The sequence below is a fragment of the Curvibacter fontanus genome (assembly GCF_054780335.1).
In genome coordinates this window covers 53,211-80,198 of the sequence record NZ_BAAGWN010000009.1, presented here as the reverse complement: position 1 = coordinate 80,198, position 26,988 = coordinate 53,211, and the positions used below count along the sequence as shown (strand labels likewise).

The following is a 26,988-nucleotide window of genomic DNA, read 5'->3' as shown; positions in this document are numbered from 1 at the left end:
GGCGATCCGGGACGGGAAAGTAAAATTCGGGGGATGAAAACACTCATCGGCGTCGTCATGGGCTCCAGCTCCGACTGGGACACCATGCAACAGGCAGTCCAGATTCTCCACCACTTTGGCATCGCTCACGAAGCCAAGGTCGTGTCCGCGCACCGCATGCCCGATGACATGTTCGCCTATGCCGAGGGCGCGGCCGGTCGCGGGCTCAAGGCCATCATCGCCGGCGCCGGTGGCGCGGCCCACCTGCCGGGCATGCTGGCTTCCAAGACCACGGTGCCGGTGCTGGGCGTGCCGGTGCCCAGCAAGCACCTGCAGGGGGTCGATTCACTGCACAGCATCGTGCAGATGCCCAAGGGCATCCCGGTGGCCACCTTTGCCATCGGCAGTGCCGGCGCCGCCAACGCCGCGCTCTTCGCCGTCGCCATGCTCGCCAACGAAGACCCGGCCCTGCGCGCCCGGCTCGAGGCCTACCGTGCCGAGCAGACCGCCACCGCGCGCGGCATGAGCCTGCCGCCCGCGATATGAAGGGCGTCATCCTCCCGGGCACCCTGGTCAACGGTCAGCCCGCCACCCTGGGCGTGATGGGCGGCGGCCAGCTGGGCCGCATGTTCGTGCACGCGGCCCAGCGCATGGGCTATTTCACCGCCGTGCTCGACCCCGATGCCGCCAGCCCGGCCGGCCGGGTCAGCCATCACCACATCCAGACAGCCTACCTCGACGAGCAGGGCCTGGCCCGGCTGATCCAGTGCAGCGCGGCCATCACCACCGAATTCGAGAACGTGCCCGCGCCCGCGCTGCGCACCCTGGGCGCGCAGCGCCCGGTGGCGCCCGGCGCCGACGCCGTGGCCATCGCCCAGGACCGTGCGCAGGAGAAGGCGCATTTCACGCGCTGTGGGGTGCCGGTGGCGCCGCATGCGGTCATTGAAACAGCGGCCCAACTCGCCGCCGTCACCGAGGATCTGCTACCCGGCATCCTCAAGACGGCGCGCATGGGCTACGACGGTAAGGGCCAGATGCGCGTGAAGACACGCGCCGAGCTGGCCGCGGCCTGGGACGAGCTCAGGCAGGTGCCCTGCGTGCTGGAAAAGATGCTGCCCCTGGCGGCCGAGTGCTCGGTCATCGTGGCGCGCGGCGCCGACGGGCAGATGGTCAACCTCCCTGTGCAGCGCAATCTGCACCGCGAGGGCATTCTGGCCGTGACGGAAGTGTTTGAGGGCAATGTGCAGTCTGCACTCGCGGCACAGGCCGTCGCCGCCACCAGGTCCATCGCCGAAGGTCTGCAGTACGTGGGCGTGCTCTGCGTCGAGTTCTTCATCCTGCAGGACGGCTCGCTGGTGGTCAACGAGATGGCCCCGCGCCCGCACAACAGCGGCCACTACAGCATGGACGCCTGCGACCATTCGCAGTTCGACCTGCAGGTGCGCACGCTGGCCGGCCTGCCCCTGGTGCAGCCGCGCCTGCACAGTCCCAGCATCATGCTCAACCTGCTGGGCGACATCTGGCTGGCTTTCAAGGGCGTGCCGCCCTGGGACCAGGTGCTGGCGCTGCGCGGCACGCACCTGCATCTCTACGGCAAGCTCGATGCCAAGCCCGGCCGCAAGATGGGCCATCTCAACATCACCGGCAAGACAGTGGATGAAGTCCGCGCCAACGCCTTGGCGGCAGCCAAAATCCTGGGCATCGCGCCCTTTTGAACATGATCCTCGACGGACGGGACCCGACCTCGGTGAGCACTGCGGCGCAAGCCCTGCGCGCGGGCGAACTGGTGGGTTTGCCCACCGAAACCGTCTACGGCCTGGGGGCCGACGCAGGCAGCGATGCGGCCGTGGCCAAGATCTTTGCCGCCAAGGGCCGGCCCAGTGACCACCCGCTGATCGTGCACGTGGCCGATGCCTCTGGCGTGGCGCACTTCGCGCGCGAGGTGCCGGCCTTCGCGCACAAACTCATGCAGGCCTTCTGGCCCGGACCGCTGACCCTGATCCTGCCGCGCCACCCGGACGTGGGCGCGGCGGCGGCCGGCGGGCAAGATTCCATCGGTCTGCGCTGCCCTTCACACCCCATGGCCCAGGCCCTGCTGCTGGCCGCGCGCACGCTGGGCGTGCACGGTGTGGCCGCGCCCAGCGCCAACCAGTTCGGTCGTGTCAGCCCGACCACGGCTGCGCATGTGCAGGGCGAGTTCGGCGACAACCTGCTGATCCTGGACGGCGGCTCCTGCGAGGTCGGTATTGAATCCACCATCATCGATTGCACGCGCGGCGCGCCTGTGCTGCTGCGCCCGGGTCGCATCACGCGCGAGCAGATCGAGGCGACCAGTGGCCAGCGCCTGCGCGACAAGGAAGAACTGGCCGCGCCGGCCCCGCGTGCCTCGGGTACGCTGGAGGCTCATTACGCACCGAAGGCCAAGGTCAGGCTCATGGAGGGCCGCGCCTTGCAGACGGCGCTGGACGTGCTGGGCAAGGACTTCGACGGCGCCACCATCGCCGTCTACGCTCGCAGCATGCTGCGCGTGCCCTCCGCGCAAGCGCTGTACCGCCGCATGCCCGACGACGCGGCAGCCGCGGCGCAGCAGCTGTTTGCCGTGCTGCGTGATTTCGATGCGCAGGGTGTGAACCTGATCTGGGTCGAGACCCCGCCCGAGACTTCGGACTGGGAAGGCGTGCGCGACCGCCTGCAGCGCGCCGCCGCAAGCTGAAACAGGCTGGGCCAGGGACGCGTTCCGTAGTACAGTGGATTGCGATGCAGCAGCCCCCGCTTGCGCAAGGGAGACCGAAACATGAAGCTGGAATCCATGCGCAGACTCGGACCCGGCTTGATCACCGGCGCGGCCGACGACGATCCAAGCGGCATTGCCACCTATTCGCAGGCGGGAGCCCAGTTCGGTTTCGCCATGCTGTGGACGGTCATCTTCACCTTGCCGCTGATGGTGGCGATTCAGATGATCAGCGCGCGCATCGGCCACGTGACGGGGCATGGCCTGACGACCAATATCAAGCGAAGTTTTCCCCGGCCGGTCTTGCTGGCCATTGTTGGCATGCTGGTGCTGGCCAACACCTTGAACCTTGCCGCAGACATTGCCGCCATGGCCGAGGCCTTGCGCTTGCTGCTGGGGGGCTCGGCGCACGTTTACGCCGTGACTTTCGGCCTGCTCTGCCTGTTGTTGCAGGTGTTCCTGAGTTATGCCGCGTACGTCCGCTGGCTCAAATGGCTGACGCTGACACTGTTGTCCTATGTGGCCGTGGTCTTCACCCTGCACGTCGAATGGTGGCAGGTGGCGCAGCAGATCGTCTGGCCGCAGCTGCCGGGCTCGAAAGAAACACTGCTTACCATCGTGGCGGTGTTCGGCACCACCATCAGCCCCTACCTGTTCTTCTGGCAGGCCGCCCAGGAGATGGAGGACGTGAATGGGGGACCGGGCCAGCCGCATACGCCACAGCAGGTGCGCAGCCACCTGCGGCGCATCAAGTGGGACACGCTGGTGGGCATGGCCTTCTCCAACCTCATTGCGTTTTTCATCATCCTGAGCGCGGGAGCGACCCTGCATGCGGCCGGGGTGCGCGATATCCAGACGTCAGCCCAGGCGGCCGAGGCCTTGCGTCCGCTGGCGGGTGAACTGACCTTTCTGCTCTTCAGTCTGGGCATCATCGGCACGGGCATGCTGGCCGTCCCCGTGCTGGCGGGTTCGGCCGCCTATGCCGTGGCGGAAGCCGCTGGTTGGGACGGCAGCCTGAGCCTGCGGCTGGACAAGGGTGAGGGGCTGGGCTTTTATGGCGTGGTGGCCATCGCCACGCTCGGAGGCGTCGCCCTGTGTTTCACGCCGATCGATCCGGTCAAGGCGCTGTTTGGCGCGGCGGTGCTCAATGGCGTGATTGCGGTGCCCATCATGGGGGTCATGATGCTGCTGGCTTCGCGCCCTGCTGTCATGGGGGAGCATGTGATCAGCCTGCGCCTGCGCTGGCTGGGCTGGCTGGCGACTCTGGCCATGGGGGGCACGGTGGTCACCATGCTGGCCATGTTCTGAGCGTCGTCAGCGGCCTTGGCGGTAACGCAGCTTCATCACCAGGATGGCCAGGGCCAGGGCCAGCGTGACCGCGTTGGCCACCACGATGGGCCAGGCGCCCAGCAGCAGGCCGTAGACCAGCCACAGGGCCACGCCCGTGGCGAACATGCTGTACATGCCCAGCGAAATGCCGCTGACGTCGCGCGTGCGGAAAGTGTGCAGGGCCTGGGGCAGAAAGCTCAGGGTGGTCAGGCTGGCGGCGAGGTAACCGATCAGGTCGTCCATGGGTTTCGTGTTGCGTGAAGCGTCGGGATCACTCGGTTTTTTTCTTGCGGCCTGACGGCAACCGGGCGGTCCAGTCCACCAGGGCTTCCAGGGCCGGGCGCACGGCGCCGGCATTGGGGTGGTTGACCAGGGCCACGAGCACATAGCGCCGCCCGCTCTCGGCATGCACGATGCCGGCGATCGAGGCCACGTCGCGCAGGCTGCCGGTCTTCAGGTGGGCCTGGCCTTGGGCGTGCCAGCGGCTGGGCCGCAGCGTGCCGTCCAGGCCGCTGATGGGCAGGGAACTCATGAGCTCGGGCATCAGCGGCGAAGCCCAGGCGTACTGCAGCAGGCGGGCCAGGGCCGTGGCGCTCATGCGGTCCTCGCGCGACAGGCCCGAACCATTGGCGATCTGCGGCGCCTCGCCGGCGCCGAAGCGCTGGCGCCACCAGTCCTGCAGCAGTTCGCGCGAGCCGGCCAGGGTGCCCTTGCCCTGTTGCTGCAGGCTCAGCGTGAGGAAGAGCTGCTGCGTCATCACGTTGTTGCTGTACTTGTTGATGTCGCGCACGACCTCGGCCAGGGGCGGAGACTCCAGCGCGAAGGCCGGCGTCAGTGCTCCCGGCACCGATCCGTAACGCACCCGGCCCTGCAACTGGCCGCCGATGGCACGCCACATGCCTTCGATGGCGCGCGGGCCATAGCCGGCCGGATCGGCATAAGCCAGGGGCCAGACCTTCTCGCCGCAGCCCACCGGGTAACGGCCTGCGAAACGTGGCTGCGCCGGGTCGGAGAAGTCGGCGCGCAGCGCGCCGCGGTAGTCGTTGCACTCGCTATCGCGCAGCGGCACATGGCTGGGCCAGGACACGCCGGCCAGTGGCGGCTCGACGTGCACATGGGCGGTGTTGGCGGCGCGGTCAGGCACGAAAGTCATGAGCACCGATTTGAAGTTCAGCAGCAGGGCGTCGGGCGCGGCGTTGTAGGGGCGCAGCGGTTCGCCGTCGAACTCGGCCGGGTCGACCGCCACGGTTTCGAAGGCGCTGCGGTCGAGCACGATGTCGCCCGCGATCTTGCGGATGTCCAGGCCCTGCACGCGGCGCAGCAGCAGCCAGATGCGTTCGGCCACCAGCTTGGGATCGCCCTGGCCCTTGATGTAAAGGTTGCCGTAGAGCGTGCTCTCGCGCACCGTGCCTTCCATATACACCGGCGTGGACCAGCTCCAGCCCGGCCCCAGGGTTTCCAGCGCGGCCAGGGTGGTCACCAGCTTCATCACCGAGGCCGGGTTCATGGGCGTGCCCGCGCGGTGGCTGAGCAGCGGCGTGTTGTTGCCCCCGGCTTCCTCGACCACCACACTCACCGCTTCGACCGGCACCTGGGCGCGGGCCAGTGCCTTGGCGACGGTGGGGGGTAGGGCGGTGTCCCGGGCGTGGGCCGGGCCGCCGGGCAAGAGCAGCAAGCCGGCGAGCAGGGGCAGGAGGGAGGCGCGCAAGGTCGACATGGCAACGAGTCTAACGCCGGCCGCCGATAATGCGGGCATGCATTTCCTCAAGGGCCTGTCACCGCGCACCCTCGGCATCGCGGCGGCGGTCATCACCGTCGGCATCTGGACCGCCTTCATCGTCATCGCCCGGGCTTCGGCCCGGGGTTCGCTGGGCCCCCTGGACATTGCGCTGGCGCGCATCATCGGCGCCAGTGTCGTGCTCTTGCCCCTGGGCTGGTGGCTGGTGCGGCGCGACCGCGCGCAGGGGACGGACACGGCTTCTTCCTTCTTCGGCCTCTCGCCGCTGGCCCTGCGCGTGACGGCGCTGTGCGGCGTGTTCGGCGGTTTCGGTTACGCGCTGCTGGCCTATGCGGGTTTCTTTTACGCCCCGGCGGCGCATGCCTCGGTGCTGATGCCGGGCAGCCTGCCCCTGTGGACCACGCTGCTGGCGGCGCTGATGCTGCACACGCCCATCTCACCGGCGCGCGCCATCGGCCTGGCCTGCATCGTGGGGGGTGACCTGCTGGTGGGCGGGACCAGCCTGCTGCGGGCCTTCGAGGGCGGTGAGGTCTGGAAGGGCGACCTGCTCTTCATGAGCGCGGCGCTGAGCTGGTCGGTCTACAGCGTGCTGGCGCGCCGCCACGCCCTGGACGCCGTGCGCGCCACCACGGCCGTCACGGTGTTCGCGCTCTTCAGTTATGTACCGTTCTACCTGCTGCTGCAGGGACTGGGCGCCATCGAAAGCCGGTTGTTCTCGGCGCCCCTGGGCGAGCTGCTGTTCCAGGTGGTTTTCCAGGGCCTGGGCTCGGTGGTGATCTCGGGCATGACTTTCGTGCGCATGATCCAGTACTTCGGCCCGGTGCGCTCGACCATGATCACGGCCCTGGTGCCCGGCCTGTCGGCCCTGGGCGCCGTCATCTTCCTGGGCGAACCGCTGCACTGGAACCTGATGGCCGGGCTGGTGCTGGTGACGGTGGGGATCACTTTCGGGGTGCGCAAACAGACATGAAACTGCTCGCCTTCGACACCAGCACCGAACTGATCTCGATCGCCGTCACGCGCGAGGTCGACGGCGCGCCGCGCGTGTGGCAGCACACCGGGGCCGGCGGCGCCCAGGCTTCCAGCGCGCTGATCCCGGCCATCGAGACCCTGATGGCCGAGGCGGACTTGACGTTCGAAGCGCTCGACGCCATCGCCTTCGGTCGCGGGCCGGGTTCCTTCACCGGCCTGCGCACCGCCTGTGCCGTGGCCCAGGGCCTGGGTTTCGGGGCCGGCGTGCCCCTGCTGCCGGTGGACACCCTGCTGGCCGTGGCCGAGGAGGCGCGTGCGCAGCAGGCCCCGCAAGAGCAGACCCTGCGCCTGCTGGCCCTGCTCGACGCGCGCATGGGCGAGCTCTACGCGGCGCCTTATGCCTATGCCGACGGCGACTGGTTGTTGCAGGCCGATTTCAGCCTGCTCAAGCCTGAGCAACTGGCGCTGGGCGATGCCCAGGCCCTGGCCGGCAATGTCTTTGCCGAATACGGCGAGCGTCTGCCGCTGCCCGCAGACCTCCCTTGCTGGCAGGCCCTGCCCACGGCGGCGGCCATGCTGCGCTTGGCGCCGGCCCTGTTGGCCGGAGGCAACGCCGTGGCCGCGGCCGATGCCCTGCCGCGTTACATCCGCGATAAAGTAGCCTTGACCACAGAAGAGCGTGCCGCCGCCAAGGCCGCCCGCTGAGCATTAGGGCCTGCTCACACTGATTTCTCAAGATGCGTTGCGGATCAAAAAAGTCATGCGATAGGCGCGTGGACGCCGCCGGAGTCATCCCCCGGCCACAGTCCGCGCAACACCCCGCATGGCCTTTTTGGCCGCAACCCGTAGGGAACGTGGTGCAAACGGCGCCACTCGTTGTTGCACTCCTCGCCCAGGCGGTCAGCCTGGGCGTCGTCGCGCGCCTAGATTGGCGCTGTTTTCACCACGTTCGCACTTGAGAAATCAGTGTAAGCAGGCCCTGGCATGAGCGCCGTCCTCGAACCCGTCGAAGCCCGCTTCGAGCCGCTGGAAACCACGCGGCTTGAGCAATTGCTGCAGATCGAGCAGCGGGCCTACCCGCATCCCTGGACGCGGGGCAATTTCATGGATGCGCTGCGCACCGGCTACCACGCCCGCGTGCTGCTGGCCGGCGAGGAGCTGCTGGGTTATTACGTGGCCATGCAGGGCGTGGACGAGGTGCACCTGCTCAACATCACCGTGGCGCCCGAGTACCAGCGTCAGGGCTGGGGACGTGTCATGCTCGACGCCATGGCCCTGTGGGCGCGTGGCCTGGGCGCGCAATGGCTGTGGCTGGAAGTGCGCGTGGGCAACACGCGGGCCATCGCCATCTACGAGTCGCATGGCTACCGCCGCGTCGGCCTGCGCAAGAACTACTACCCGGCCGCGCACGGCCAGCGCGAGGACGCGGTGGTCATGAGCCTGCGTCTGTAAGATCGGCTCATGAGTCTGCAATTGGATACGCGCCAGCGCGCGATGCTTGCCGAGATGGGGGTGAAGGTCTGGGGACCTTCACCCCCATTGGGCGTATTGGACGACGCCCCCCCCAGCCCCCCTCCAGGGGGGGAGGGCGCCGTGCCGGCGGCCCGCGTGGCCGTGGCGCGCCCGGCCACGGTGGCCATGCCGGCTGCAGTTCTGCCTTCTCCTTCTGTTTCCTCCGCTCGCGCCATGCCGGCCGAGATTGCGGCCATGGACTGGGATGCGTTGCAGCAGGCCGTCGCCGGCTGCCAGGCTTGCGGCCTGTGCCAGAGCCGCAAGAACACGGTGTTCGGCGTGGGCGACACGCAGGCACGCTGGTTGGTGGTGGGCGAGGCGCCGGGCGAGAACGAGGACCTCCAGGGTGAGCCCTTCGTCGGCCAGGCCGGCGCGCTGCTGGACAATATGCTCAAGGCCATCGGCCTGAACCGCCAGGGCACGGGCGCGCAGGGGGTCTACATCGCCAACGTGCTCAAGTGCCGACCGCCGGTCAACCGCAACCCGCAGCCCGAAGAGGTGCTGCAGTGCGAGCCCTATCTGCGCCGCCAGGTGGCGCTGCAGCAGCCGCAGATCATCCTGGCCCTGGGCCGTTTTGCCGCGCAGTCGCTGCTGCAGCACAGCGTGCCCGATGTGGCGACCCTGCCTCTGGGCAGGCTGCGCGGCCAGGTGCACAACTACGAGGGCGTGCCCGTCGTCGTGAGTTACCACCCGGCCTATCTGCTGCGCACGCCGCAGGACAAGGCCAAGACCTGGGCCGATCTGTGCCTGGCCATGGACGTGATGCGCGCCGGCACGCCGGCCTGAATTGAAATACGGGAGAACCCAATGAAAGCCAAACTGATACGCCTGCTGCTTACCTTCCTGGCCATCCTGGCCCTGCTGGCCGCAGGCTGGGTCTGGATTGCGCTGAACTGGAGTTATGCCGACGGCGAGCGCGCGGGGTATGTGCAAAAGCTTTCGCGCAAGGGCTGGCTCTGCAAGACCTGGGAAGGGGAGATCGCCATGGTCACCATGCCAGGCGCCATTCCCGAGAAGTTCGAGTTCAGCGTGCGCGACGACGTCATCGCCCGGCAGATCAACCAGCTGGCCGGCAAGCGCGTGGTGCTGCACTACCGCCAGTACAAGTTCATTCCTTCCACCTGCTTCGGCGAAACCGAGTACTTTGTCGAAGCCGTGCGTGAGGTGCAGGAAACGCTGACTCCCACTGCGCCCCTGGTCCCCGCTGTGCCCCAGGGCCAGTTGCAGGGCCCGCGCTGAGATACTGGAGCGGGTCACTCGAAAACAGCAGGAGTTTGGCGCCATGTACGAATCCAGAAAAGAAGCGCCCCTGCCGCACGCCGGTTTTGTGGGGCGACTTTTCCTGCACCTTTTCTGGGTCTTGGCCCTGCTGGCGCTCTCGCTGCTGGCCGGCATGGCCGGGTATGTGTATTTCGAACAGCTTCCGGCGCTGGACGCTTTTCTCAATGCCGCCATGCTGCTGGGCGGCATGGGCCCGGTCCATCTGCCGATCACGACCGGGGGCAAGCTTTTCGCCGGTTGTTATGCGCTGTACGCTGGCCTGGTGTTTATCGTCACGGCGGCGCTGCTGTTCACACCCATCCTGCACAGGCTGCTGCACAAGTTCCACTGGGAATGAATCCATAGCAGAGCAGCGGACATGACAAGCATGGAGTTTCTGAACATCCGGCGCGGGCTGACGCTCCTGCTGCGGAGCCTGGCCGCGCCCTTGTGGGCAGCCGATTAGCCGGCGCCACTGGTCTGGTGCGGGACGGATCTTGTCGCTCTTCGGTAACTTTGCATGGCGCCAGTGCCATCGGCATGAAGCACAATCCGGCTTCAGGAACGCCAACTTCACCCCGAAGCCGCCATGAACAGCAAGACCGTCGATGCGCCCCTCTCCATCGAGCTCTACGATGAACCAGGCCACCTGATCCGCCGCGCGCAGCAGATCGCCGTGTCCAAGTTCCACGAGGTGCATGGCCGCCACGTCACCCCCATCCAGTACGCCATCCTGCGCACCCTGCACGAGACCCCGGGCATCGACCAGGTCACGCTGGCGCAGCTGATCGCTCTGGACACCTCCACCACGGCCGACATCGCCGCGCGCCTGGAAACCAAGGGCTGGATCCTGCGTGAGGTGCTGCCGCGCCGCCAGCGCCGCCTGTCCCTGACCCCCGAGGGCGAAGAGGTGCTGCTGGAGCTCAAACCCGGGGTGGACGTGCTCTACCACGGCATGATGAACAGCCTGGAGCCGGCCGAGCAGCAGGAATTCATGCGCCTGCTGCGCAAATTCGTGCATCTCTACGACCGCCAGAACCAGACCGCGGACCGCAAGCTGCGCCTGGCCGCCAAGGCCTGAGCGCCGCGCCGGCCGATTGTCGGAAACATCCGGAAAATCAGGGCAAGCAAGGGCTTGGGGGTTTGACAGGCGCTATTCATTCAGTATACTGAATGAATACATTCGCTTCTTTTTAATTCCCACGAGGAGCCCCCATGTTCCCGAAAAACACCTGGTACGTCGCCGCCGCTTCCAACGAAATCGACGAAAAGCCTCTGGGCCGCACCGTCTGCAATGAGCGCATCGTCTTCTACCGCGGTGTGGAGAACAAGGTCGCGGCCGTGCAGGACTTCTGCCCGCACCGCGGCGCGCCCCTGTCCCTGGGCTACGTCTGCGAGGGCAAGCTGGTCTGCGGTTACCACGGCCTGGAAATGGGTTGTGACGGCAAGGTCATGCACATGCCGGGCCAGCGCGTGCGCGGTTTCCCGGCCATCAAGGCCTACCCCGTGGTCGAGCGCTACGGCTTCATCTGGGTCTGGCCCGGTGATGCGGCGCAGGCCGATGAGGCCAGGATCCCCGTGCTCGAGTGGTACGACCACCCCGAGTGGGCCTATGGCGGCGGCCTGTACCACATCGCCTGCGATTACCGGCTGATGATCGACAACCTGATGGACCTGACACACGAGACCTATGTGCACAGCACGTCCATCGGCCAGAAGGAGATCGACGAGACACCCTGCAAGACCACGGTCAACGGCGACGAGGTGGTAACCAGCCGCTTCATGAGCGGCATCGAACCCCCGCCCTTCTGGAAAGCCGCGCTGCGCGGCAACCACCTGCCCGACGACCAGCTGGTCGACCGCTGGCAGATCTGCCGCTTCACGCCGCCCAGCCACGTGATGATCGAGGTGGGTGTCGCCCTGCAGGGCCAGGGCGGCTACGATGCGCCCAACGACAAGAAGGCCTACAGCGTGGTGGTGGACTTCATCACCCCCGAGACCGAGACCTCCATCCACTACTTCTGGGGCATGGCGCGCAAGTTCAACCCGAAAGACAAGGCGCTGACCGCCACCATCCGCGAAGGCCAGGGCAAGATCTTTGCCGAAGACCTGGAGATGCTGGAGCGCCAGCAGAAGAACCTGCTCAGCTGGCCCGAGCGCCAGCTGCTCATGCTCAACATCGACGCCGGTGGCGTACAGTCGCGCAAGATCATCGACCGCATCCTGGCGGCCGAGCAAGCAGCCAACGCCTGAGGACCTTTATGAGCACCGCTCCGACATTGCAGGTGCGCGTCGCGCGCAAGGCGCAGGAAGCGCTGGACATCGTCACCCTGGAACTGGTGGCCACCGACGGCCGCGCCTTGCCGGCCTTCTCGGCCGGCTCGCATGTGGATGTGATGCTGCCCGGCGGCATCACACGCCAGTACTCCCTGTGCAACGACCCGACCGAAACCCACCGCTACCTCATCGGCGTGCTGCGCGACCCGTCCTCGCGCGGCGGCTCGCTGGCCGTGCACGACAGCCTGCAAGAGGGTGATGTGCTGCAGATCAGCGCGCCGCGCAACCACTTTAGCCTGGCCCACGAGGCCAAGAGACACCTGTTGTTCGCCGGTGGCATCGGCGTCACGCCCATCCTGTGCATGGCCGAGCGCCTGGCCATGACGGGCGCCGACTTCGAGATGCACTACGCCACCCGTGCGCCCGAGCGCACCGCCTTTCGCAGCCGCATTGCGGCCTCGACCTTTGCGTCGCGTGTGCATTTCCATTACGACAACGGCGATGCGGCGCAAAAGCTGGACCTGCAAAAACTGCTGGCCCAGCCGCAGCCCGATACCCATCTCTACGTCTGTGGCCCCAAGGGTTATATGGACGCGGTGCTGGGCACGGCGCGTGCTGCAGGCTGGCCCGAGGCGCAGCTGCATTACGAGTTTTTCGGGACCGAAGTGGCCAAATCCGACAGCGACGCCGGCTTCGAGATCAAATTGGCCAGCTCGGGCCGCATCGTCATGGTGCCCAAGGACCAGACTGTGGCCCAGGCCCTGGCCGCCGCCGGTGTGGACATCATGCTGTCCTGCGAGCAGGGCGTCTGCGGCACCTGCCTGACCCGGGTGCTCGAAGGTGTGCCCGACCACAAGGACAGCTACCTCACCCCGGACGAGCAGGCCGCCAACGACCAGTTCACGCCCTGCTGCTCGCGCAGCAAGACGCCGCAGCTGGTGCTGGACCTCTGAGCTGGACTTGAGACTGGGGCCGCCGGGCCCCTTCTTACAATAGCGGCATGACTTTCCTTGAGATGCTGCGCGCGGCCGAGCGCCACAACAACTCCATGCTCTGCGTGGGTCTGGACCCGGAGCCGGCCCGCTTTCCCGCCGGCATGCAAGGCGATGCCTCGAAGATCTACGACTTCTGCGCCGCCATCGTCGAGGCCACGGCCGATCTGGTGATCGCCTGGAAGCCCCAGATCGCCTACTTCGCCGCGCACCGTGCCGAAAATCAGCTGGAGCAGCTGGTGGCCCATATGCGCCGTGTCTCACCCAATGTGCCGGTCATCCTGGACGCCAAACGCGGTGACATCGGCAGCACGGCCGAGCAGTACGCGAAGGAGGCCTTCGAACGCTATGGCGCCGACGCCGTGACGCTCTCGCCCTTCATGGGCTTCGATTCCATCCAGCCCTACCTCCAGTACCACGGCAAGGGTGCCTTCCTGCTGTGCCGCACTTCCAACCCGGGCGGTGACGACCTGCAGGCCCAGCGTCTGGCGAGCGTGCGGGGCGAGCCGCTGGTGTACGAGCACATCGCACGCCTGGCCCAGGGCCCCTGGAACACCAATGGCCAACTGGGCCTGGTGGTGGGCGCCACCTATCCGGCGGAGATCGAGCGCGTGCGGGCTGTGGCCCCCACCATGCCCCTGCTGATACCCGGTGTGGGCGCGCAGGGCGGTGATGCCGTGGCCACGGTCAAGGCCGGCTGGCGCGCCAGCGGCGGCGAGACCACGGCGCCCATCGTCGTGAGTTCCTCGCGGGCTGTGCTTTATGCTTCGAACGGTGCCGACTTTGCCGCCGCCGCGCGCCGGGTGGCGGCCGAGACCCGCGACGCTTTGCAGGCGGCCCGTACAGGTCACTGACGGGAAGGATCCCTGAAAGATGCCGCCCATGTTCCAGCTCGATCCCCAGGCGCAAGCCGTATTGGATCGCGCGCGGGCGCAGGGCGCCAAGCCGCTGAGCAGCATGCCGCCTGTGGCGGCGCGGGCAGCCTACCGGGCGGGGCGTTTGCCCACGCAGCCAGTGCCGCCGGTGGAGGTGGTGTGCCGTGAGTTGGCGGCGCCGGGGGCCGCAGGCCTGATCCCGGTGCGCGAATACCGGCCTTCAGCATGTGCGCCGGCAGAGATTTTGCCGGCGCTGGTCTTCTTCCATGGAGGCGGCTGGGTGGTAGGCGACCGGGATACGCACGACGTGCTGTGTCGTATCTGGTGCCTGCAGGTTCGCTGTGCCGTGTTTTCTGTGGACTACCGGCTGGCGCCAGAGCACCGCTTCCCGGCGGCATTCGAGGACGCCTGTGCGGCTACGCAATGGCTGGCGCAACAGGCGTCGAAACTCTCTATCGATGCCGGACGCATGGCGGTCGGTGGTGACAGTGCCGGCGCCAATCTGGCTGCCGCAGTCGCTTTGGCTTTGCGCGATGGCGATGCTCCGCAGCCCCGACTGGTGGCGCAGATGCTGGCTTATCCCGTCACGGATGTGTGTGGGGGTACCGCTTCTTATCGTGAGTGTGCTGAAGGTTACGTGCTGTCCGAGGCCGATATGCATTACTTTAGAACGCACTATCTGGCCGATACGGCGGAATACGTCGATTGGCGGGCCTCACCCTTGCGGGCCGCCTCCCTGGCCGACTTGCCAGCGACGCTGATTCTGGCGGCTGGTTTCGATCCGCTGCGAGACGAGGGGCGTCTTTACGCCGACAGTCTTTCCGCCGCGGGCAATGCGGTGCAATATGTGTGCTTCGAGCGCCAGATGCATGGTTTTCTGGGCATGGGTGGTGTGATCGAGGAGGCCAATACCGCAGTGCGTTTGTGCGGCGACTGGCTTCGAACCTATTTGCGTTGAGCCGCGTCAGCCAACAAAAGTGGCGGCAACCCGGCCAGGAACGAGCGTACTTGCAGGTCAATGACGCGCTCGACCCGAATCGCCGAGTCATTGTGATAGATATGCCGCCGTATCGCCAGGTGGGAGACGGCACCATGCAATATCCAGGCAATTTCCTGTCGCTCCGCCCGATCCAACGGCAGGCCCATGCCTGCTTCATGGGCGGCCTCCTCGATCACCGTTTCGAGCAGCTGCATGATGATCGAGCTGATGTAGGTGGATGCCATCTCGACCTCCGCGAGCGAGGCGTAAAGAAACAGGCGCATCCAGCGTCGCGTGAGAACCGCGTCGTAGTACTCGCGATAGAAGGCATTGAGGCGTTGTGCCATGGGCTTGCTGCGGTCACGCAGCTGAACGAACCAGACCGCCTTGAATACCCCGGCGATCTCGGCCTCGTACACGGCACTGAGTAGTGCCGACTTGCTCGGGAAGACGCTGTAGAGCAGGCGCTGTGACACGCCGCAGGCCTCGGCCAGCGCCCGTGTCTGGGCGGTGAGTCCGTATTCCGAGAAAAACTCGAACGCCTTGCCAAGGATCTGCTCCCGTCGCTCAGTCGCGGGCATGCGCACTGTGGCGCGGCGTCCCACGCGTGGGGGCGTCGAATCCGCCGGCTTCTGGCGCGCAGCGGTCAGGAGGTCGGATTTGGCTTTCATGCAGGGCTCTGGCGCAGTCTACACAGTTTGCGGCTTTGATGGCAAAATAATTCGTCAACTGACGAATTGAGGGCGGCGTGATGCTTTGGATAACGTCGTCAATCGCAACTTTCTATACAGGTGGTGGAACATGATTATCGAGATGCGTACCTATCAAGTTCAGGCGGGCAAAGCGCCCGAGTTCCTGCGAACTTACCAAGACAATGGTCTGCACATCATCACCCGCTATGCCCGGCTGATCGGTTGCTGGACCAAGGAGTCAGGTGTTCTGAACTCAGTGGTTTTCCTCTGGGCGTATGACGACATGGGCCATCGCAGCGCACAACGGGCCAAGATGGGGCAGGATCCGGAGTGGACCGCCTTCGTGCCTTCCATCCTGCCGTATCTGGTGCACCAGGAAAGCATTTTCCTCAATCCGGTGGCCTTCTCCCCGATCAAGTAAGTGTTGGAGCCCGCCCGGGTGGCCCGGGCTGCGGACCATCCGGGCGTCGATGCCTGACCAGCTCGCGATTAGGGAACACCCTAATATATCGTCACTTGACGATAAGCGTGTGCAAGAGAACAATCGGGGCAGGGTTGGAACTGCTGGGTCTGCCGTGTGCGGATCGCCGGTGGTGACCCCCCGGCCCAAGCCGGGACCATCAACATCAGGAGTTGAAAATGAGCAATGCGTGGACAGACGGATCGAATCGGCGGGACTTTCTCAAGCTGACGGCGGCGGCCGGCGTGGCGGGCTCCGGCCTGATGTCGCTGGACGCGCAGGCGCAGGCGGCGGCCCTGAACTTTCACACCTGGTCGGCGGGCGTCGATGTGGTCAAGAGCCACCTGACGGCCTTCGAGGCCAAGACGGGTCTCAAGGTCAATTACAGCAATGCGCCCTGGGCCCAGTACCGGGACAGCATGGTGACCAAGTTTGTGGGCAAGGCGCCGATGGATGTGATGTGGGTGTCCGACAGCTGGCTGCCCGAATGGGCCGATGCGGGCTGGCTGGCGCCCATCAACGGCTACCCGGAACTCATGAAGTACAACGCCGAGACCGATGACTTCTGCAACCAGTCCATGCAGTACCAGGGCAAGCAGTATGGCCTGACCTACTACTCCGATTACATGGCTTTTTTCTACGATGCAGAAAAGCTCAAGAAAGCCGGCATCAAGGAGCCGCCCAGGACCTGGGAAGAGGTGGTGCAGCAGTCGTTGGTGCTCAAGAAGGCCGGCATCTCCGAGTATCCGCTGATGTTGTCGATGGCGCGCGAGAGCTGGCTGATCGAATTTCTCACGGCCATGGTGTACTCCAACGGCGGACACTTCGCGGACGACCAGGGCAACCCGCTGATGCAGGACCCGCAGCGCGGTGCACACAAGGCGCTGCAATGGATTGTTGATGCGGTCAACAAGCACAAGATCGTATCGCCGGCCTGCGTTGAAACGGGTGAGCTCAATGGCCTGAAGTCCTTCACCTCGGGCAACCACGCATTCGCCCTGCTGGCCCGCTACCGCGTGCGCACGCTGAACGACCCCAAGCAGTCGTCCATCGCCGGCAATGTGAAGCAGGCGCTCATGCCGGCCGGTCCCGGCGGCTCCAACGCCACGGTGGGCTGGATGCGCTTTTACGGCATGACACCACAGGCCGCCGCGGACAAGACGCGTGCCGCCAATGCGGTCAAGCTGATCGAATGGTTCGGTGGCAAGGCCGAGGGCAAGTACCAGTTCCAGAAGATGATGTTCACGGATATCGGCTCGGGCTTCGGTGTCAAGGAGCTGTTCCAGGACCCAGAGGTGAAGGCGGTCTACAACAAGTACTCCGACATCGCGATGTACGAGAAACAGCAGAAGCTGGCCCGCAAGAAGGACGTCATCTCCCGCTGGTTCGGCGAGTGGGATGAGGTCAACGGCACGGCTTGGCAAAGCGCCATCATTGGCAAGAGCAGCGTGGCCGACGCGCTGAAGAAATCCATGGTCGCTTGGAACGACATGCGGAAATAAAGGCCGAGGCGGCGGACGGGTCCCGTCCGCCGCGTTGAAGCACTGCCAGGAGACTACATGACAAACCCGCTCGCGGCGCTGCGCCGACTACTCCCCGCGCCGGTCAGTGCTTACGACCAGAAAAGCGCCATGCAGCTGCTGGCGCCCATGATGGTGGTCTTGCTGGTGGTGGCGGTTTTCCCTGTGCTGTACTCCTTCTGGATCAGCCTGTTCGACCTCAAGCTCACGCGCCCGCACCGCGCGCCGTTTGTCTGGTTTGACAACTATGCCCGTATCTTCCAGGACTCCCTGTTCTGGGAATCGCTGTTGCGCACCTTCTCTTTTACCGTGATGTCGGTGGCGGCCATCATGCTGATCGCCATGCTGATGGCGCTCCTGCTCAATGAAGATTTTCGCGGCCGGCGCATCCTGTCGGCTGTGCTGCTGATTCCATGGGCCATACCCTACGTGGCCAACGGTCTAATGTGGAAGTGGATCTACGACTCGGGTTACGGCGCGCTGAACGGGCTGCTATTGCAGCTGGGGCTGATCGACAAATACATTGTCATGCTGGGCGATGTGGACAAGACCATGGGCCTGATCACAAACTCCTTTGTCTGGAAGGAGGTCCCGCTGGCCACCATACTCCTGCTGGTCACGCTCAAGTCCATCCGGGCCGACCTGTACAGCGCGGCCAAGGTCGATGGCGCCAATGTCTGGCAGCGCTTTCTCCACATCACGCTGCCGGCGCTGGTGCCGGGTTTCACGCTGGTGATGATCTACGAGACGATGATGGCCATTCGCCACTTCGACCTGTTCTTCATCCTGACCGAGGGCGGGCCCGCTGACGCCTCGAATGTGCTGGCCTGGCAGGTCTATGTTGAGACCTTCCGCAAGCTGTCCTTCGGCACCGGCGCCGCCCTGGCCTACATCATGGCCATTGCTACTTTCACGCTGGCCTTCTTCATCATCCGCAGCACGAGCAAAAAGCTATGAGACTCGATCTACTGGGCAAGAAAGTCCTGCTATTCGCCGGTTCGCTGCTGTTTGTGCTGTACGTGCTGGCGCCGATAGGCTGGCTGCTGTCGTCCTCCTTCCAGTCGGAAGCCGAGATCACCTCCATTCCTCCGCACTGGATCCCGCACGCGCCCACGCTGGAAAACTTCGAGGCCATCTTCAAGGCCAAGGACGAGGTGATCACCTATGAAAACCGCAAGCAGGGGGATACCGCAAGCGGTGGCTTCATCCCCTCCACGGCCAAGAACCTGCTGCCTTCGATGTGGAACAGCCTGCTGGTGGCGGTTGCCGTCGTCATCTTGAACCTCCTGGTGAGCGTGCCGGCGGCCTATGCGCTGGCCAAGATCCGCTTCATCGGGCGCAAGGCTTCGATCTACTTCATGCTCACGACGCGGGTGATCCCGGACATCGCGCTGGTGGTGCCGTTCTTTCTGTTCGTGCAGCGTCTGGGCCTGCTCGACAACCTGCTGTCGCTGGTGATCACCTATTTGGCCATAACCGTGCCGTTCTCGATCTTCATCCTCACGAACTACTTCGAGTCCCTGCCCGACGAGCTCGACAAGGCGGCCCGGGTGGACGGCTGCTCCCGCCTGCAGACGCTCACCCTGGTCTATCTGCCGCTGGCGCTGCCTTCTCTGGTGGCGGTGATCTTGTTCACCTTCCTGACCAGTTGGAACGAATTCCTGCTGGCCTTGATGTTTACCCAGACCCCGGCTGCGCAGACCATGCCCATCGTGGTGGCTTCGTTCACGTCGGACTTCACCATCAGCTTCTCGTTCATCAACGCAGCCGGCGCGCTGGCCATCATTCCACCGGTGATCATCGCCGTGATGTTCGAGCGTTACATCGTCTCCGGCCTGACGGCTGGTGCCGTCAAAGGTTAAAGGAGAATCCAATTGGCCCGCATCCGTTTCGAAGGCGTCGGCAAACAGTATCCCAACGGCTACGTTGCACTGAAGAGTCTCAACCTTGACATCGCCGACAAGGAATTTCTCGTGCTGCTCGGTCCCTCAGGCTGCGGCAAATCGACGACGCTCAACATGATCGCCGGTCTGGAAGACGTCACCGAAGGCAATTTATTCTTCGATCACGAAGTGATGAACATCGTGCCGCCCCACAAGCGAGATGTGGCGATGGTGTTCCAGAGCTACGCGCTCTATCCCAACAAGACCGTCTACGAGAACATCGCCTTCGGCTTGAAGATGCGCAAGCATTCCAAGGACGAGATCGACCGCCGTGTGCGGGACGCTGCGCGCCGCCTGGAGATCGAGCCGCTGCTCGATCGCCGGCCCGACCAGCTCTCGGGCGGTCAGCGCCAGCGCGTGGCCCTCGGGCGCGCCATGGTGCGCCAGCCTCAGGTTTTCCTCATGGACGAGCCGCTGTCCAACCTGGACGCAGCGCTGCGCATATCGATGCGCGCCGAGATCAAGCAGCTGCACAAGGCCATGCAGACCACCTTTGTCTACGTCACGCACGATCAGGCCGAGGCTTTGACTCTGGCCGACCGTATCGTGGTGATGAAGGGTGGCGTGGTCCAGCAGATCGGCGCGCCGGATGCGATCTACGAACGCCCCACCAACATGTTCGTGGCATCCTTCCTGGGCAATCCTTCGATCAACTTCCTGGAAGGGCAACTGGCGCAGCAAGGCGCAGCCCTGCAATTCCGGCGCGGCGAGCTCAGTCTTAGCTTGCCGACCGACGTCGCGCAGCGCCTGAGTACTGAGGCGGGCCGTGCCGTGGTGATGGGCTTGCGCGCCGAGGACGTGGAGCCGGCGGCTGAGACCGATGGCGAATGTCTGCAAGGGCGCATTCTGTCGGTGCTGCCTGTGGGTTCGGACCAGTTTCTCGAACTCGAGGTCGAGGGGGCCAAGACGTTCCTGCGTGTGGGCAAGGAAGGCCAGTACAAGGTGGGCGAAAACGCCCGGTTGAAGGTCAACATGAATCGCCTGCATCTCTTTGACCAGCAGAGCACGAACAACTTGCTCTGGACGGCATGAAACCTGCAGCGTTTACCTACGCCCGTCCCGACTCCATCGACAATGCCCTGCGTCAGCTGGCAGCCGGTGGCGGGCAGTCGAAGGTGATTGCCGGCGGGCAAAGCTTGGGCCCCATGCTCAACATGCGCTTGGCTGCGCCGGCCGAGCTCATAGACCTGAACGATTTCACCGAGCTTGCCTATGTCCGCGATGTCGGCGATGCGATCGAGATCGGCGCGCTGACCCGGCACTACCAGCTGGCGGAATCTGCGCTGGTGCAGACGCAGTGCCCCTTGCTGGGGCAGGCGGCACGCACCATAGGCCACTACGCAATCCGCCAGCGTGGCACGCTGGGCGGCAGCTTGGCGCATGCCGATCCGGCCGCGCAGCTGCCGTTGGTGGCCGTCGCGTTGCAGGCCCGTATCGAGCTGCTCAGCGTCCGGGGGCGTCGAAATCTGCCCGCGACCGAGTTCTTTCTCTCCGCCATGACCACGGCCATTGCACCGGATGAAATCATCCGCAGCGTGCGCTTTCCGAAGGCCGCGGCGGCCGAAGGCAGTTCCTTCAAACTGTTCAATCGCCGCCACGGTGACTTCGCCATCGTGGCCGTGGCCGCGTCGCTGGCGCTGGAGGGCGAGCGCATCGCACGCCTGAGCCTGGGCGTTGGCGGGCTGGACGCGGTGCCACGCAATGTGGATGCGCTGGTGCAGCCCTTGTTGGCCCAGGCACCGCAAGCTGGCTGGACCGAAGCAGCGGCGCGCGCCGTGCTGGCGGCGCTGGTGCCCGAGGACGACGCACGCATCCCGGCGCAATACCGCCAGGAGCTGGCCCAGACGCTGGTGCAACAGGCCCTGACGCGTGCTCTGGAGCGGGCCATCATGAAGCGGGAGGGGGGGGTCTCATGAAGGAGATGGAGCCACAGGACATCACGCTGACCGTCAACGGTCGCAACCATGAGATCAAAGTTGTACCGCGCAAGCTGCTGACCGATGCGCTGCGCGAAGACTTGCGCCTGACCGGCACCCATGTTGGCTGCGAGCATGGTGTCTGCGGCGCCTGCACCGTTCTGGTCGATGGCCGGCCGCAGCGCGCCTGTCTGACGTATGCCATCCAGATGGAGGGGCATGAGGTCGCCACCATTGAATCGATAGACCACGACGGCCGCCTGTCCGTCCTGCAGCAAGCGCTGCACGAAGAACACGGTCTGCAATGCGGCTTTTGCACGCCGGGCATCGTGATGACCTTCGAGGCCTTTCTGCGGCAGTACCCGGAGCCAAACGAAGAGGCTATCCGCGAGGCGCTGTCCGGCAATCTCTGCCGCTGCACCGGCTACCAGAACATCGTGAAAGCCATCCAGAAGGCCGCCGCGCGGATGCGTCAGGAGAAGGCATGAGCCAGGCGCAGTTCCATTACATCGGTCAGCATCTGCCGCGCAAGGAAGACTACCGTCTGCTGACGGGCCGGGGCCGTTATGTGGACGACATCGAGGTGCCCGGGGCCCTGCACGCCTGTTTTGTGCGCTCGCCGCATGCGCATGCGCGCATCCTTGGCATCGAGGCGAGCGCGGCGCGCGAGATGCCAGGGGTGGTGGCTGTGTACACGGGCGCTGACCTCGCACAGTGGGTCACGCGTCAGCGGATGGCTCCGCCCATCGAGGGCCTGCAGCCCATGGAGATGGACGCGCTGCCTGTCGACAAGGTACGCTTCCAGGGCGACCCGGTGGCCTGCGTGGTGGCGCGCGATCGTTATCTGGCCGAAGACGCGGCCGAGCAGGTGCAGGTGGACTATGAGCCACTGCCGGTCGTGAGTTCAATGTGGAAAGCGCTGCAGGCAGATGCACCGCGCGTTGATGAAACCCTGCCGAGCAATCTGCTCTCGCACCAGCAAGCGGTGTTCGGTGATCCGCGCGCGCGCGCGCGCGTAGCGCATCGCGTGGTAGAGAGCATCTTCTCCATGCACCGGCAGACGCATCTGCCGATCGAAACCCGTGGCTGCGCGGCGATCTGGGACGCAGGGCGTGACCACCTCACCTTTCACGTCGGTAACCAGGTGCCGCACCCCTATCGCACCACGCTGGCAGGCCGCTTGCGGCTGTCGGAGTCGCAGGTCACCGTCGTCTCGCAGGACGTCGGCGGGGGCTTCGGCCAGAAGATCGCGCTCTACCGCGAAGAATTGGTGGTGGCGGCGCTGGCGCGCGAACTGAAGCAACCAGTGCGCTGGCGCGAGGATCGGCTGGAGAATCTGCTGGCCTCTTCGCAGGCGCGCGAAGATTTTTGCCGCACCCGCGCCGCGGTCGATGCCGAAGGCCGTCTCCTGAGCCTGGAGCTGGAGATCCTGGAAGATTTCGGTGCCTACAGTTTCTATCCTGGCAACTACCTGGCGCGGGTGGTGGCCATGATCCTGACCGGTCCCTACAAAGTTCAGGATTACAGCTATGACGTGAAGGTGGTGCTGAGCAACAAAGTGGGTAACGGCCCCATGCGCGCACCCATGGCCATCACGAGCTGGCTGATGGACGGCACGCTGGACGCCGTGGCACGCGAGCTCCAGCTCGACCCGCTGGCGGTGCGCCGCCTCAACATGCTGCATCCCCAGGACTTGCCCTATCGCATGGCCACGGGCGAGGTGCTGGAAGACATCACCCCGCGTGAGACCCTGGAAGGTGCGGTGGCCGCGATCAACTATGCGGACTTCCGGCGACGTCAGCAAGAGGCGCTGGCCCAGGGACGCTACCTGGGCTTGGGCATCTGCACGGTGGTCGAGTCCACTACCTATGGCTCGCGCTTTTACAAGGCAGCCGGCATCCAGGGTTCGGGTCATGAGGCGGCCTGGGTCCGCATCGAGCCGACGGGCGTGGTCAATGCCTCTGCCGGCCTTGGCCCCACGGGTCAGGGTTATGAAACCTCGCTTTCACATGCTGTGGCCGAAGGGCTGGGCGTGCCGGTGTCGCAGGTGCGAATTCATCTCGGCCATACCGATATCGCGCCCTATGGGATGGGCAGTCGAGGTGCCCGCGGCGGCACTGCCGGCGGCGGCACGCTGTATTTGTGTGCGGGGGAGGCGCAGGCCAAGGTGCTGGCCATCGCGCGTCATCACCTGGGGATGAACGCCTCGACCCTCTTGCGCGTGCGCGATGCGCGTGTCGAGCGTCAGCGGGACGGCGTCTGGCTGTCTACCGGGCTGAGCTTGGTGGACATCGCACGCAAGGCCTATCTGGATCCGACCAGCCTGCCCGAAGACATGAGCCCCGGGCTTGAGTTCCATAAAACCTATGACCCGCCACCCATGACCTACTCCAACTCCACCCATGTGTGTGAGGTGGAGGTGGACGCCGTCACCGGTGCGGTTCGCTTCGGCCGCTATGTGGTGGCCGAAGACTGCGGCACCGTGCTCAGCCCGGTGGTGGTGGAGGGCCAACAGCTCGGTGCCATTGCCATGGGGCTGTCAGGCACGCTGTACGAGCACGTCGAATACGACGAAAACGGGCAGAACCTCTCGGGCACGCTGGCCGACTACCTGGTGGCTACAGCGCATGAGCTGCCCCACATCGAGATTCTGTCCATGCACACGCCCAGCCGCTTCACGCCGGCCGGCATCAAGGGCATGGCTGAGGGCGGCGTGATGGGCGCCATCGGCGCCCTGTGCAATGCGGTGAATGATGCGCTGCGCCCGCTGGGCGTGGTGGTCGACCGCCAGCCGCTGACCCCCATGTACCTGCGCGGGCTGATCCGCCAGGCCCAGCATTCTTGAAACAGGGAACATTATGAGCAATCAGAGCAAGCCGTGTATCGGTTTCATCGGTCTGGGCAATATGGGTCGCCATATGGCAGGCCACCTGCTGACTGCGGGATATCCACTAAGCGTCTACAACCGTTCGCGCGACAAGGCCGATGAACTGATCGCGCGCGGCGCGCGCTGGTGCGCGACATCCGGTGAGGTGGCCACGCAGGCCGACGTCATCATCACCATGGTCGGCTACCCGCGTGACGTGGAGCAGGTGTACCTGGGCGAAGGTGGCATCCTCGCCCGCGCCCATAAGGCCTTGCTGATCGACATGACGACTTCCAGCCCCGAGTTGGCGGTACGCATTGCCGCCGCCGCGCGCAAGGTGGGTTGCCAGGCGCTGGATGCGCCGGTCTCCGGTGGAGACATCGGCGCGCGGGATGCCAAGCTGGCCATCATGGTGGGAGGTGAGCAGGCGGCCTTCGACGTGGCAAGGCCCATCCTGCAGGTGATGGGCGCCAACATCGTGCGCCAAGGCGGTCCTGGTGCCGGCCAGCACACCAAGATGTGCAACCAGATCGTGATCGCCTCCACCATCATGGGAGTGAGCGAGGGGCTGGCCTATGCCAGAAAGGCCGGCCTGGATCTGCCCACCGTGCTGCAGTCCATCGGGGGCGGCGCAGCTTCGGGCTTCCAGCTCACGGTGATGGGCGGCAAGATGATTGCCGGCGACTTTGCGCCGGGCTTCTACATCGAGCACTTCATCAAGGATCTAGGCATTGCCTTGGCCGAGGCCGAGCGCATGCAGCTGGACCTGCCGGGCCTGGCCCTGGCGCGCAAGCTGTTTGAGGGGCTGGCTGGGCAGGGGCTGGCTCGGCTGGGCACACAGGCCCTGATCAAGCGTTATGGAGTGTAAGCATGGCACTCGAATTTTCTGGTGAATACCGTATTCCGGCGCCGCAGCAGCGCGTCTGGGCCGCGCTCAATGATCCGGCTGTACTGCAAGCCTCCATCGCCGGCTGTCGGCAGCTCGACAAGGTGTCGGACAGCGAGTTCAGTGCGATCGTCGTGGCCAAGGTGGGCCCGGTGTCTGCCACCTTTCGCGGCAGCGTCGAACTCGGCGAGATCGATGCCCCCAACAGCTACACCCTGACCGGGCGCGGCCAGGGCGGCGCCGCTGGTTTTGCCCGCATGACTGCGCGCGTTATGCTGCGCCCCGACGGGGACGAGACCGTGCTGCAGTACACCGCCAGTGCCGACATCGGCGGCAAGCTGGCGAGCGTGGGCAGTCGCCTGGTGCAGTCCGTGGCCAAGAAAAATGCGGATGACTTCTTTTCGGCTTTTGCGCGTCAGCTGGGTGCCCCTGCTGCCCCTGCTGCCCTTGCGGCGGCAGAGAGCGGCGCCCCCGCCGGTGCGCCCGCCGCGCCCGCACGGCCGGGCATCCAGGCGACGGGACCGGTGGTTACCGGTGGTGGCTTGGGCGCCCTGGTGCCAGCATGGTTGCTGCTCTTCGTCTCCGGGCTCAGCTTCGCCCTGGGCTATTGCGTGGCCGTTTTGCGCTGAGGCCGGAAAGTCCTGAACGGGCGGAATTCTGTATGGCGATTTCGGTGTTTGACCTTTTCAAGGTGGGCATAGGCCCCAGCAGTTCGCACACTGTCGGGCCGATGCGGGCGGCTCGCCTGTTCGTGAGCGCGCTGCAGCAGGCCGACCTGCTCCAAGCCACAGCCACGCTCAAGGTCGAACTCTACGGCTCACTCGGGGCCACGGGCAAGGGCCACGGCTCCGATACCGGTGTCATGCTCGGCCTCATGGGGCATGCGCCGGATACGGTGGCGGTGGACGCCATCGCCGGCATCATCCAGCAGGTCCGGGCCGAAGGTCGGCTCACGCTGGCTGCGGGACCAAGCATTGTGTTTCGCGAGAAAGAGCATCTTCTGATGTATCGCCGCGAGGCCTTGGCGGAACACCCCAATGGCATGCAGTTCAGTGCCTATGGCGCGGATGGCGTTCTGCTGCGGCAGGCCAAATATCTCTCGGTCGGCGGTGGCTTCGTCGTGCGGGTGGGCGGTGAGACCGAGAAAAGCCTCCCGGGCTACGAGGATGTGCCCTATCCCTTCGCTTCGGGCGAGCAGTTGCTGGCGCTGTGCCGACAAGAGGGCTTGGGCATCAGCCAACTCATGCTCGCCAATGAGCGGACCTGGCGCAGCGAGGCCGAAATTCGCGAGCAGCTGCTCCAGCTCTGGCGCACCATGTGCGCCTGCGTGCAGCGAGGTCTGTCACAGGAAGGCGTGCTGCCGGGGCCGTTTCGGGTGCAGCGGCGTGCCCCTATTCTGGCGGCGCAGTTGCGCTTGCGCGCGGAAAAGACCTTGGGCGACCCGCTGTCGGTTATGGATTGGATCAATGTCTACGCTTTTGCCGTCAACGAGGAAAACGCCGCAGGTGGGCGTGTCGTCACGGCGCCCACCAACGGCGCAGCAGGTGTGATCCCTGCCGTGCTGCACTATTACGACCGCTTCGTGGCGCAAGCCAATGAGGACGGTGTGATTGACTTTTTGCTGACCGCTGCGGCCATCGGCATCCTCTACAAGCTCAACGCTTCGATCTCGGGCGCTGAGGTCGGTTGCCAGGGTGAAGTCGGCGTGGCCTGTTCGATGGCAGCGGCCGGGCTGGCGGCGGCTATGGGAGGCAGCCCGGAGCAGATCGAGAATGCGGCAGAAATCGGCATGGAGCATAACCTGGGCCTGACATGCGACCCAGTCGGCGGGCTCGTGCAGGTTCCCTGCATCGAGCGCAACGCCATGGGCGCGATCAAGGCGATCAATGCCACGCGCTTGGCCCTGCAGGGCGATGGCCACCACGTAGTGAGCTTGGACAAGGTCATCAAAACCATGCGCGAGACGGGTGCCGACATGAAGACGAAATACAAGGAAACATCGCGTGGCGGTCTGGCCGTCAACATCGTGGAATGCTGACGCCGATGCGAAGGTGGAGAACA

The 26,988-nt window shown here is 65.3% G+C and carries 29 protein-coding genes; 26 read left to right on the top strand and 3 right to left on the bottom strand.

Annotated features, from left to right (window positions below):
• Positions 1 to 33: 33 nt before the first annotated feature.
• The 4 genes from purE (at position 34) to ACYVH8_RS05245 (ending at position 4,018) form a co-directional block, all read left to right on the top strand.
• Positions 34 to 525, top strand: a complete 492-nt coding sequence (gene purE, locus ACYVH8_RS05260; protein ID WP_460487830.1) for a 5-(carboxyamino)imidazole ribonucleotide mutase — start codon at positions 34 to 36, stop codon at positions 523 to 525.
• On the top strand, positions 522 to 1,694 hold the full coding sequence (locus ACYVH8_RS05255) for a 5-(carboxyamino)imidazole ribonucleotide synthase (RefSeq protein WP_460487829.1): 1,173 nt from the start codon (positions 522 to 524) through the stop codon (positions 1,692 to 1,694). Before purE ends, ACYVH8_RS05255 begins: the two co-directional genes overlap by 4 nt.
• Before the next feature lie 2 nt (positions 1,695 to 1,696).
• Positions 1,697 to 2,692 carry an L-threonylcarbamoyladenylate synthase gene (locus tag ACYVH8_RS05250; RefSeq protein WP_460487828.1) on the top strand — a complete coding sequence of 332 codons (996 nt, stop codon included), beginning with the start codon at positions 1,697 to 1,699 and terminating at the stop codon, positions 2,690 to 2,692.
• Positions 2,693 to 2,773: 81 nt separating this feature from the next.
• Positions 2,774 to 4,018 carry an Nramp family divalent metal transporter gene (locus ACYVH8_RS05245; protein ID WP_460487827.1) on the top strand — a complete coding sequence of 415 codons (1,245 nt, stop codon included), beginning with the start codon at positions 2,774 to 2,776 and terminating at the stop codon, positions 4,016 to 4,018.
• Positions 4,019 to 4,024: 6 nt separating this feature from the next.
• Here the strand turns inward: ACYVH8_RS05245 and ACYVH8_RS05240 are convergent, their stop codons facing one another.
• The gene (locus ACYVH8_RS05240) at positions 4,025 to 4,282 is read right to left on the bottom strand and encodes a SemiSWEET transporter (RefSeq protein WP_460487826.1); all 258 of its coding nucleotides are present in this window, start codon (positions 4,280 to 4,282) and stop codon (positions 4,025 to 4,027) included.
• 28 nt (positions 4,283 to 4,310) lie between these two features.
• Positions 4,311 to 5,756 (bottom strand): D-alanyl-D-alanine carboxypeptidase/D-alanyl-D-alanine endopeptidase, encoded by a 1,446-nt coding sequence (gene dacB, locus ACYVH8_RS05235; RefSeq protein WP_460487825.1) that lies wholly within the window; start codon positions 5,754 to 5,756, stop codon positions 4,311 to 4,313.
• A 37-nt stretch (positions 5,757 to 5,793) separates the two neighbouring features.
• Here dacB and ACYVH8_RS05230 point away from each other — a divergent pair, with 37 nt between their 5' ends.
• From ACYVH8_RS05230 to ACYVH8_RS05180, 11 genes are all read left to right on the top strand, one after another.
• Positions 5,794 to 6,747 (top strand): DMT family transporter, encoded by a 954-nt coding sequence (locus ACYVH8_RS05230; RefSeq protein ID WP_460487824.1) that lies wholly within the window; start codon positions 5,794 to 5,796, stop codon positions 6,745 to 6,747.
• Complete coding sequence (gene tsaB / locus ACYVH8_RS05225; protein WP_460487823.1) at positions 6,744 to 7,454, top strand: tRNA (adenosine(37)-N6)-threonylcarbamoyltransferase complex dimerization subunit type 1 TsaB; 711 nt, start codon at positions 6,744 to 6,746, stop codon at positions 7,452 to 7,454. Before ACYVH8_RS05230 ends, tsaB begins: the two co-directional genes overlap by 4 nt.
• 279 nt (positions 7,455 to 7,733) lie before the next feature.
• A complete protein-coding gene (gene rimI / locus ACYVH8_RS05220) occupies positions 7,734 to 8,201 on the top strand; it encodes a ribosomal protein S18-alanine N-acetyltransferase (protein WP_460487822.1) in 468 nt (155 codons plus the stop codon).
• A gap of 9 nt (positions 8,202 to 8,210) precedes the next feature.
• Positions 8,211 to 9,047, top strand: coding sequence for a uracil-DNA glycosylase (locus tag ACYVH8_RS05215; protein ID WP_460487821.1), 837 nt, complete (start codon positions 8,211 to 8,213; stop codon positions 9,045 to 9,047).
• Between the two features lie 21 nt (positions 9,048 to 9,068).
• Entirely contained in the window at positions 9,069 to 9,500 is a 432-nt protein-coding gene (locus tag ACYVH8_RS05210) for a hypothetical protein (protein ID WP_460487820.1), read from the top strand.
• Between the two features lie 43 nt (positions 9,501 to 9,543).
• Entirely contained in the window at positions 9,544 to 9,879 is a 336-nt protein-coding gene (locus ACYVH8_RS05205; RefSeq protein ID WP_460487819.1) for a two pore domain potassium channel family protein, read from the top strand.
• 231 nt (positions 9,880 to 10,110) lie between these two features.
• Entirely contained in the window at positions 10,111 to 10,602 is a 492-nt protein-coding gene (locus ACYVH8_RS05200; protein ID WP_460487818.1) for a MarR family winged helix-turn-helix transcriptional regulator, read from the top strand.
• Between the two features lie 134 nt (positions 10,603 to 10,736).
• Entirely contained in the window at positions 10,737 to 11,774 is a 1,038-nt protein-coding gene (locus ACYVH8_RS05195) for an aromatic ring-hydroxylating dioxygenase subunit alpha (protein ID WP_460487817.1), read from the top strand.
• 8 nt (positions 11,775 to 11,782) lie between these two features.
• Positions 11,783 to 12,751, top strand: coding sequence for a PDR/VanB family oxidoreductase (locus ACYVH8_RS05190; protein ID WP_460487816.1), 969 nt, complete (start codon positions 11,783 to 11,785; stop codon positions 12,749 to 12,751).
• Positions 12,752 to 12,798: 47 nt separating this feature from the next.
• Positions 12,799 to 13,644 carry an orotidine-5'-phosphate decarboxylase gene (gene pyrF / locus ACYVH8_RS05185; protein ID WP_460487815.1) on the top strand — a complete coding sequence of 282 codons (846 nt, stop codon included), beginning with the start codon at positions 12,799 to 12,801 and terminating at the stop codon, positions 13,642 to 13,644.
• A 28-nt stretch (positions 13,645 to 13,672) separates the two neighbouring features.
• The gene (locus ACYVH8_RS05180) at positions 13,673 to 14,623 is read left to right on the top strand and encodes an alpha/beta hydrolase (RefSeq protein WP_460487814.1); all 951 of its coding nucleotides are present in this window, start codon (positions 13,673 to 13,675) and stop codon (positions 14,621 to 14,623) included.
• On the opposite strand, the gene ACYVH8_RS05175 is transcribed toward ACYVH8_RS05180, so the two are convergent.
• On the bottom strand, positions 14,611 to 15,315 hold the full coding sequence (locus ACYVH8_RS05175; RefSeq protein WP_460487813.1) for a TetR/AcrR family transcriptional regulator: 705 nt from the start codon (positions 15,313 to 15,315) through the stop codon (positions 14,611 to 14,613). The two genes, ACYVH8_RS05180 and ACYVH8_RS05175, sit on opposite strands and share 13 nt — an antisense overlap.
• A gap of 130 nt (positions 15,316 to 15,445) precedes the next feature.
• On the opposite strand from ACYVH8_RS05175, the gene ACYVH8_RS05170 reads away from it, so the two are divergent.
• The 11 genes from ACYVH8_RS05170 to ACYVH8_RS05120 all read left to right on the top strand — a co-directional run bounded on the left by ACYVH8_RS05170 (position 15,446) and on the right by ACYVH8_RS05120 (position 26,965).
• Positions 15,446 to 15,757, top strand: coding sequence for an NIPSNAP family protein (locus ACYVH8_RS05170; RefSeq protein WP_460487812.1), 312 nt, complete (start codon positions 15,446 to 15,448; stop codon positions 15,755 to 15,757).
• A 218-nt stretch (positions 15,758 to 15,975) separates the two neighbouring features.
• A complete protein-coding gene (locus ACYVH8_RS05165; protein ID WP_460487811.1) occupies positions 15,976 to 17,298 on the top strand; it encodes an extracellular solute-binding protein in 1,323 nt (440 codons plus the stop codon).
• A 57-nt stretch (positions 17,299 to 17,355) separates the two neighbouring features.
• Entirely contained in the window at positions 17,356 to 18,273 is a 918-nt protein-coding gene (locus ACYVH8_RS05160; protein WP_460487810.1) for a carbohydrate ABC transporter permease, read from the top strand.
• On the top strand, positions 18,270 to 19,178 hold the full coding sequence (locus ACYVH8_RS05155) for a carbohydrate ABC transporter permease (RefSeq protein ID WP_460487809.1): 909 nt from the start codon (positions 18,270 to 18,272) through the stop codon (positions 19,176 to 19,178). Before ACYVH8_RS05160 ends, ACYVH8_RS05155 begins: the two co-directional genes overlap by 4 nt.
• Positions 19,179 to 19,190: 12 nt before the next feature.
• Positions 19,191 to 20,291 carry an ABC transporter ATP-binding protein gene (locus ACYVH8_RS05150; RefSeq protein ID WP_460487808.1) on the top strand — a complete coding sequence of 367 codons (1,101 nt, stop codon included), beginning with the start codon at positions 19,191 to 19,193 and terminating at the stop codon, positions 20,289 to 20,291.
• Positions 20,288 to 21,175 (top strand): FAD binding domain-containing protein, encoded by an 888-nt coding sequence (locus tag ACYVH8_RS05145; RefSeq protein WP_460487807.1) that lies wholly within the window; start codon positions 20,288 to 20,290, stop codon positions 21,173 to 21,175. The genes ACYVH8_RS05150 and ACYVH8_RS05145 overlap by 4 nt, the downstream gene beginning before the upstream one ends.
• A gap of 5 nt (positions 21,176 to 21,180) precedes the next feature.
• Complete coding sequence (locus ACYVH8_RS05140) at positions 21,181 to 21,663, top strand: (2Fe-2S)-binding protein (RefSeq protein WP_460487839.1); 483 nt, start codon at positions 21,181 to 21,183, stop codon at positions 21,661 to 21,663.
• Positions 21,660 to 24,020, top strand: coding sequence for a xanthine dehydrogenase family protein molybdopterin-binding subunit (locus ACYVH8_RS05135; protein WP_460487806.1), 2,361 nt, complete (start codon positions 21,660 to 21,662; stop codon positions 24,018 to 24,020). Before ACYVH8_RS05140 ends, ACYVH8_RS05135 begins: the two co-directional genes overlap by 4 nt.
• A 13-nt stretch (positions 24,021 to 24,033) precedes the next feature.
• Positions 24,034 to 24,909, top strand: coding sequence for an NAD(P)-dependent oxidoreductase (locus tag ACYVH8_RS05130; protein ID WP_460487805.1), 876 nt, complete (start codon positions 24,034 to 24,036; stop codon positions 24,907 to 24,909).
• 2 nt (positions 24,910 to 24,911) lie between these two features.
• On the top strand, positions 24,912 to 25,556 hold the full coding sequence (locus tag ACYVH8_RS05125) for an SRPBCC family protein (protein WP_460487804.1): 645 nt from the start codon (positions 24,912 to 24,914) through the stop codon (positions 25,554 to 25,556).
• A gap of 32 nt (positions 25,557 to 25,588) precedes the next feature.
• A complete protein-coding gene (locus ACYVH8_RS05120) occupies positions 25,589 to 26,965 on the top strand; it encodes an L-serine ammonia-lyase (protein ID WP_460487803.1) in 1,377 nt (458 codons plus the stop codon).
• Positions 26,966 to 26,988: the final 23 nt, after the last annotated feature.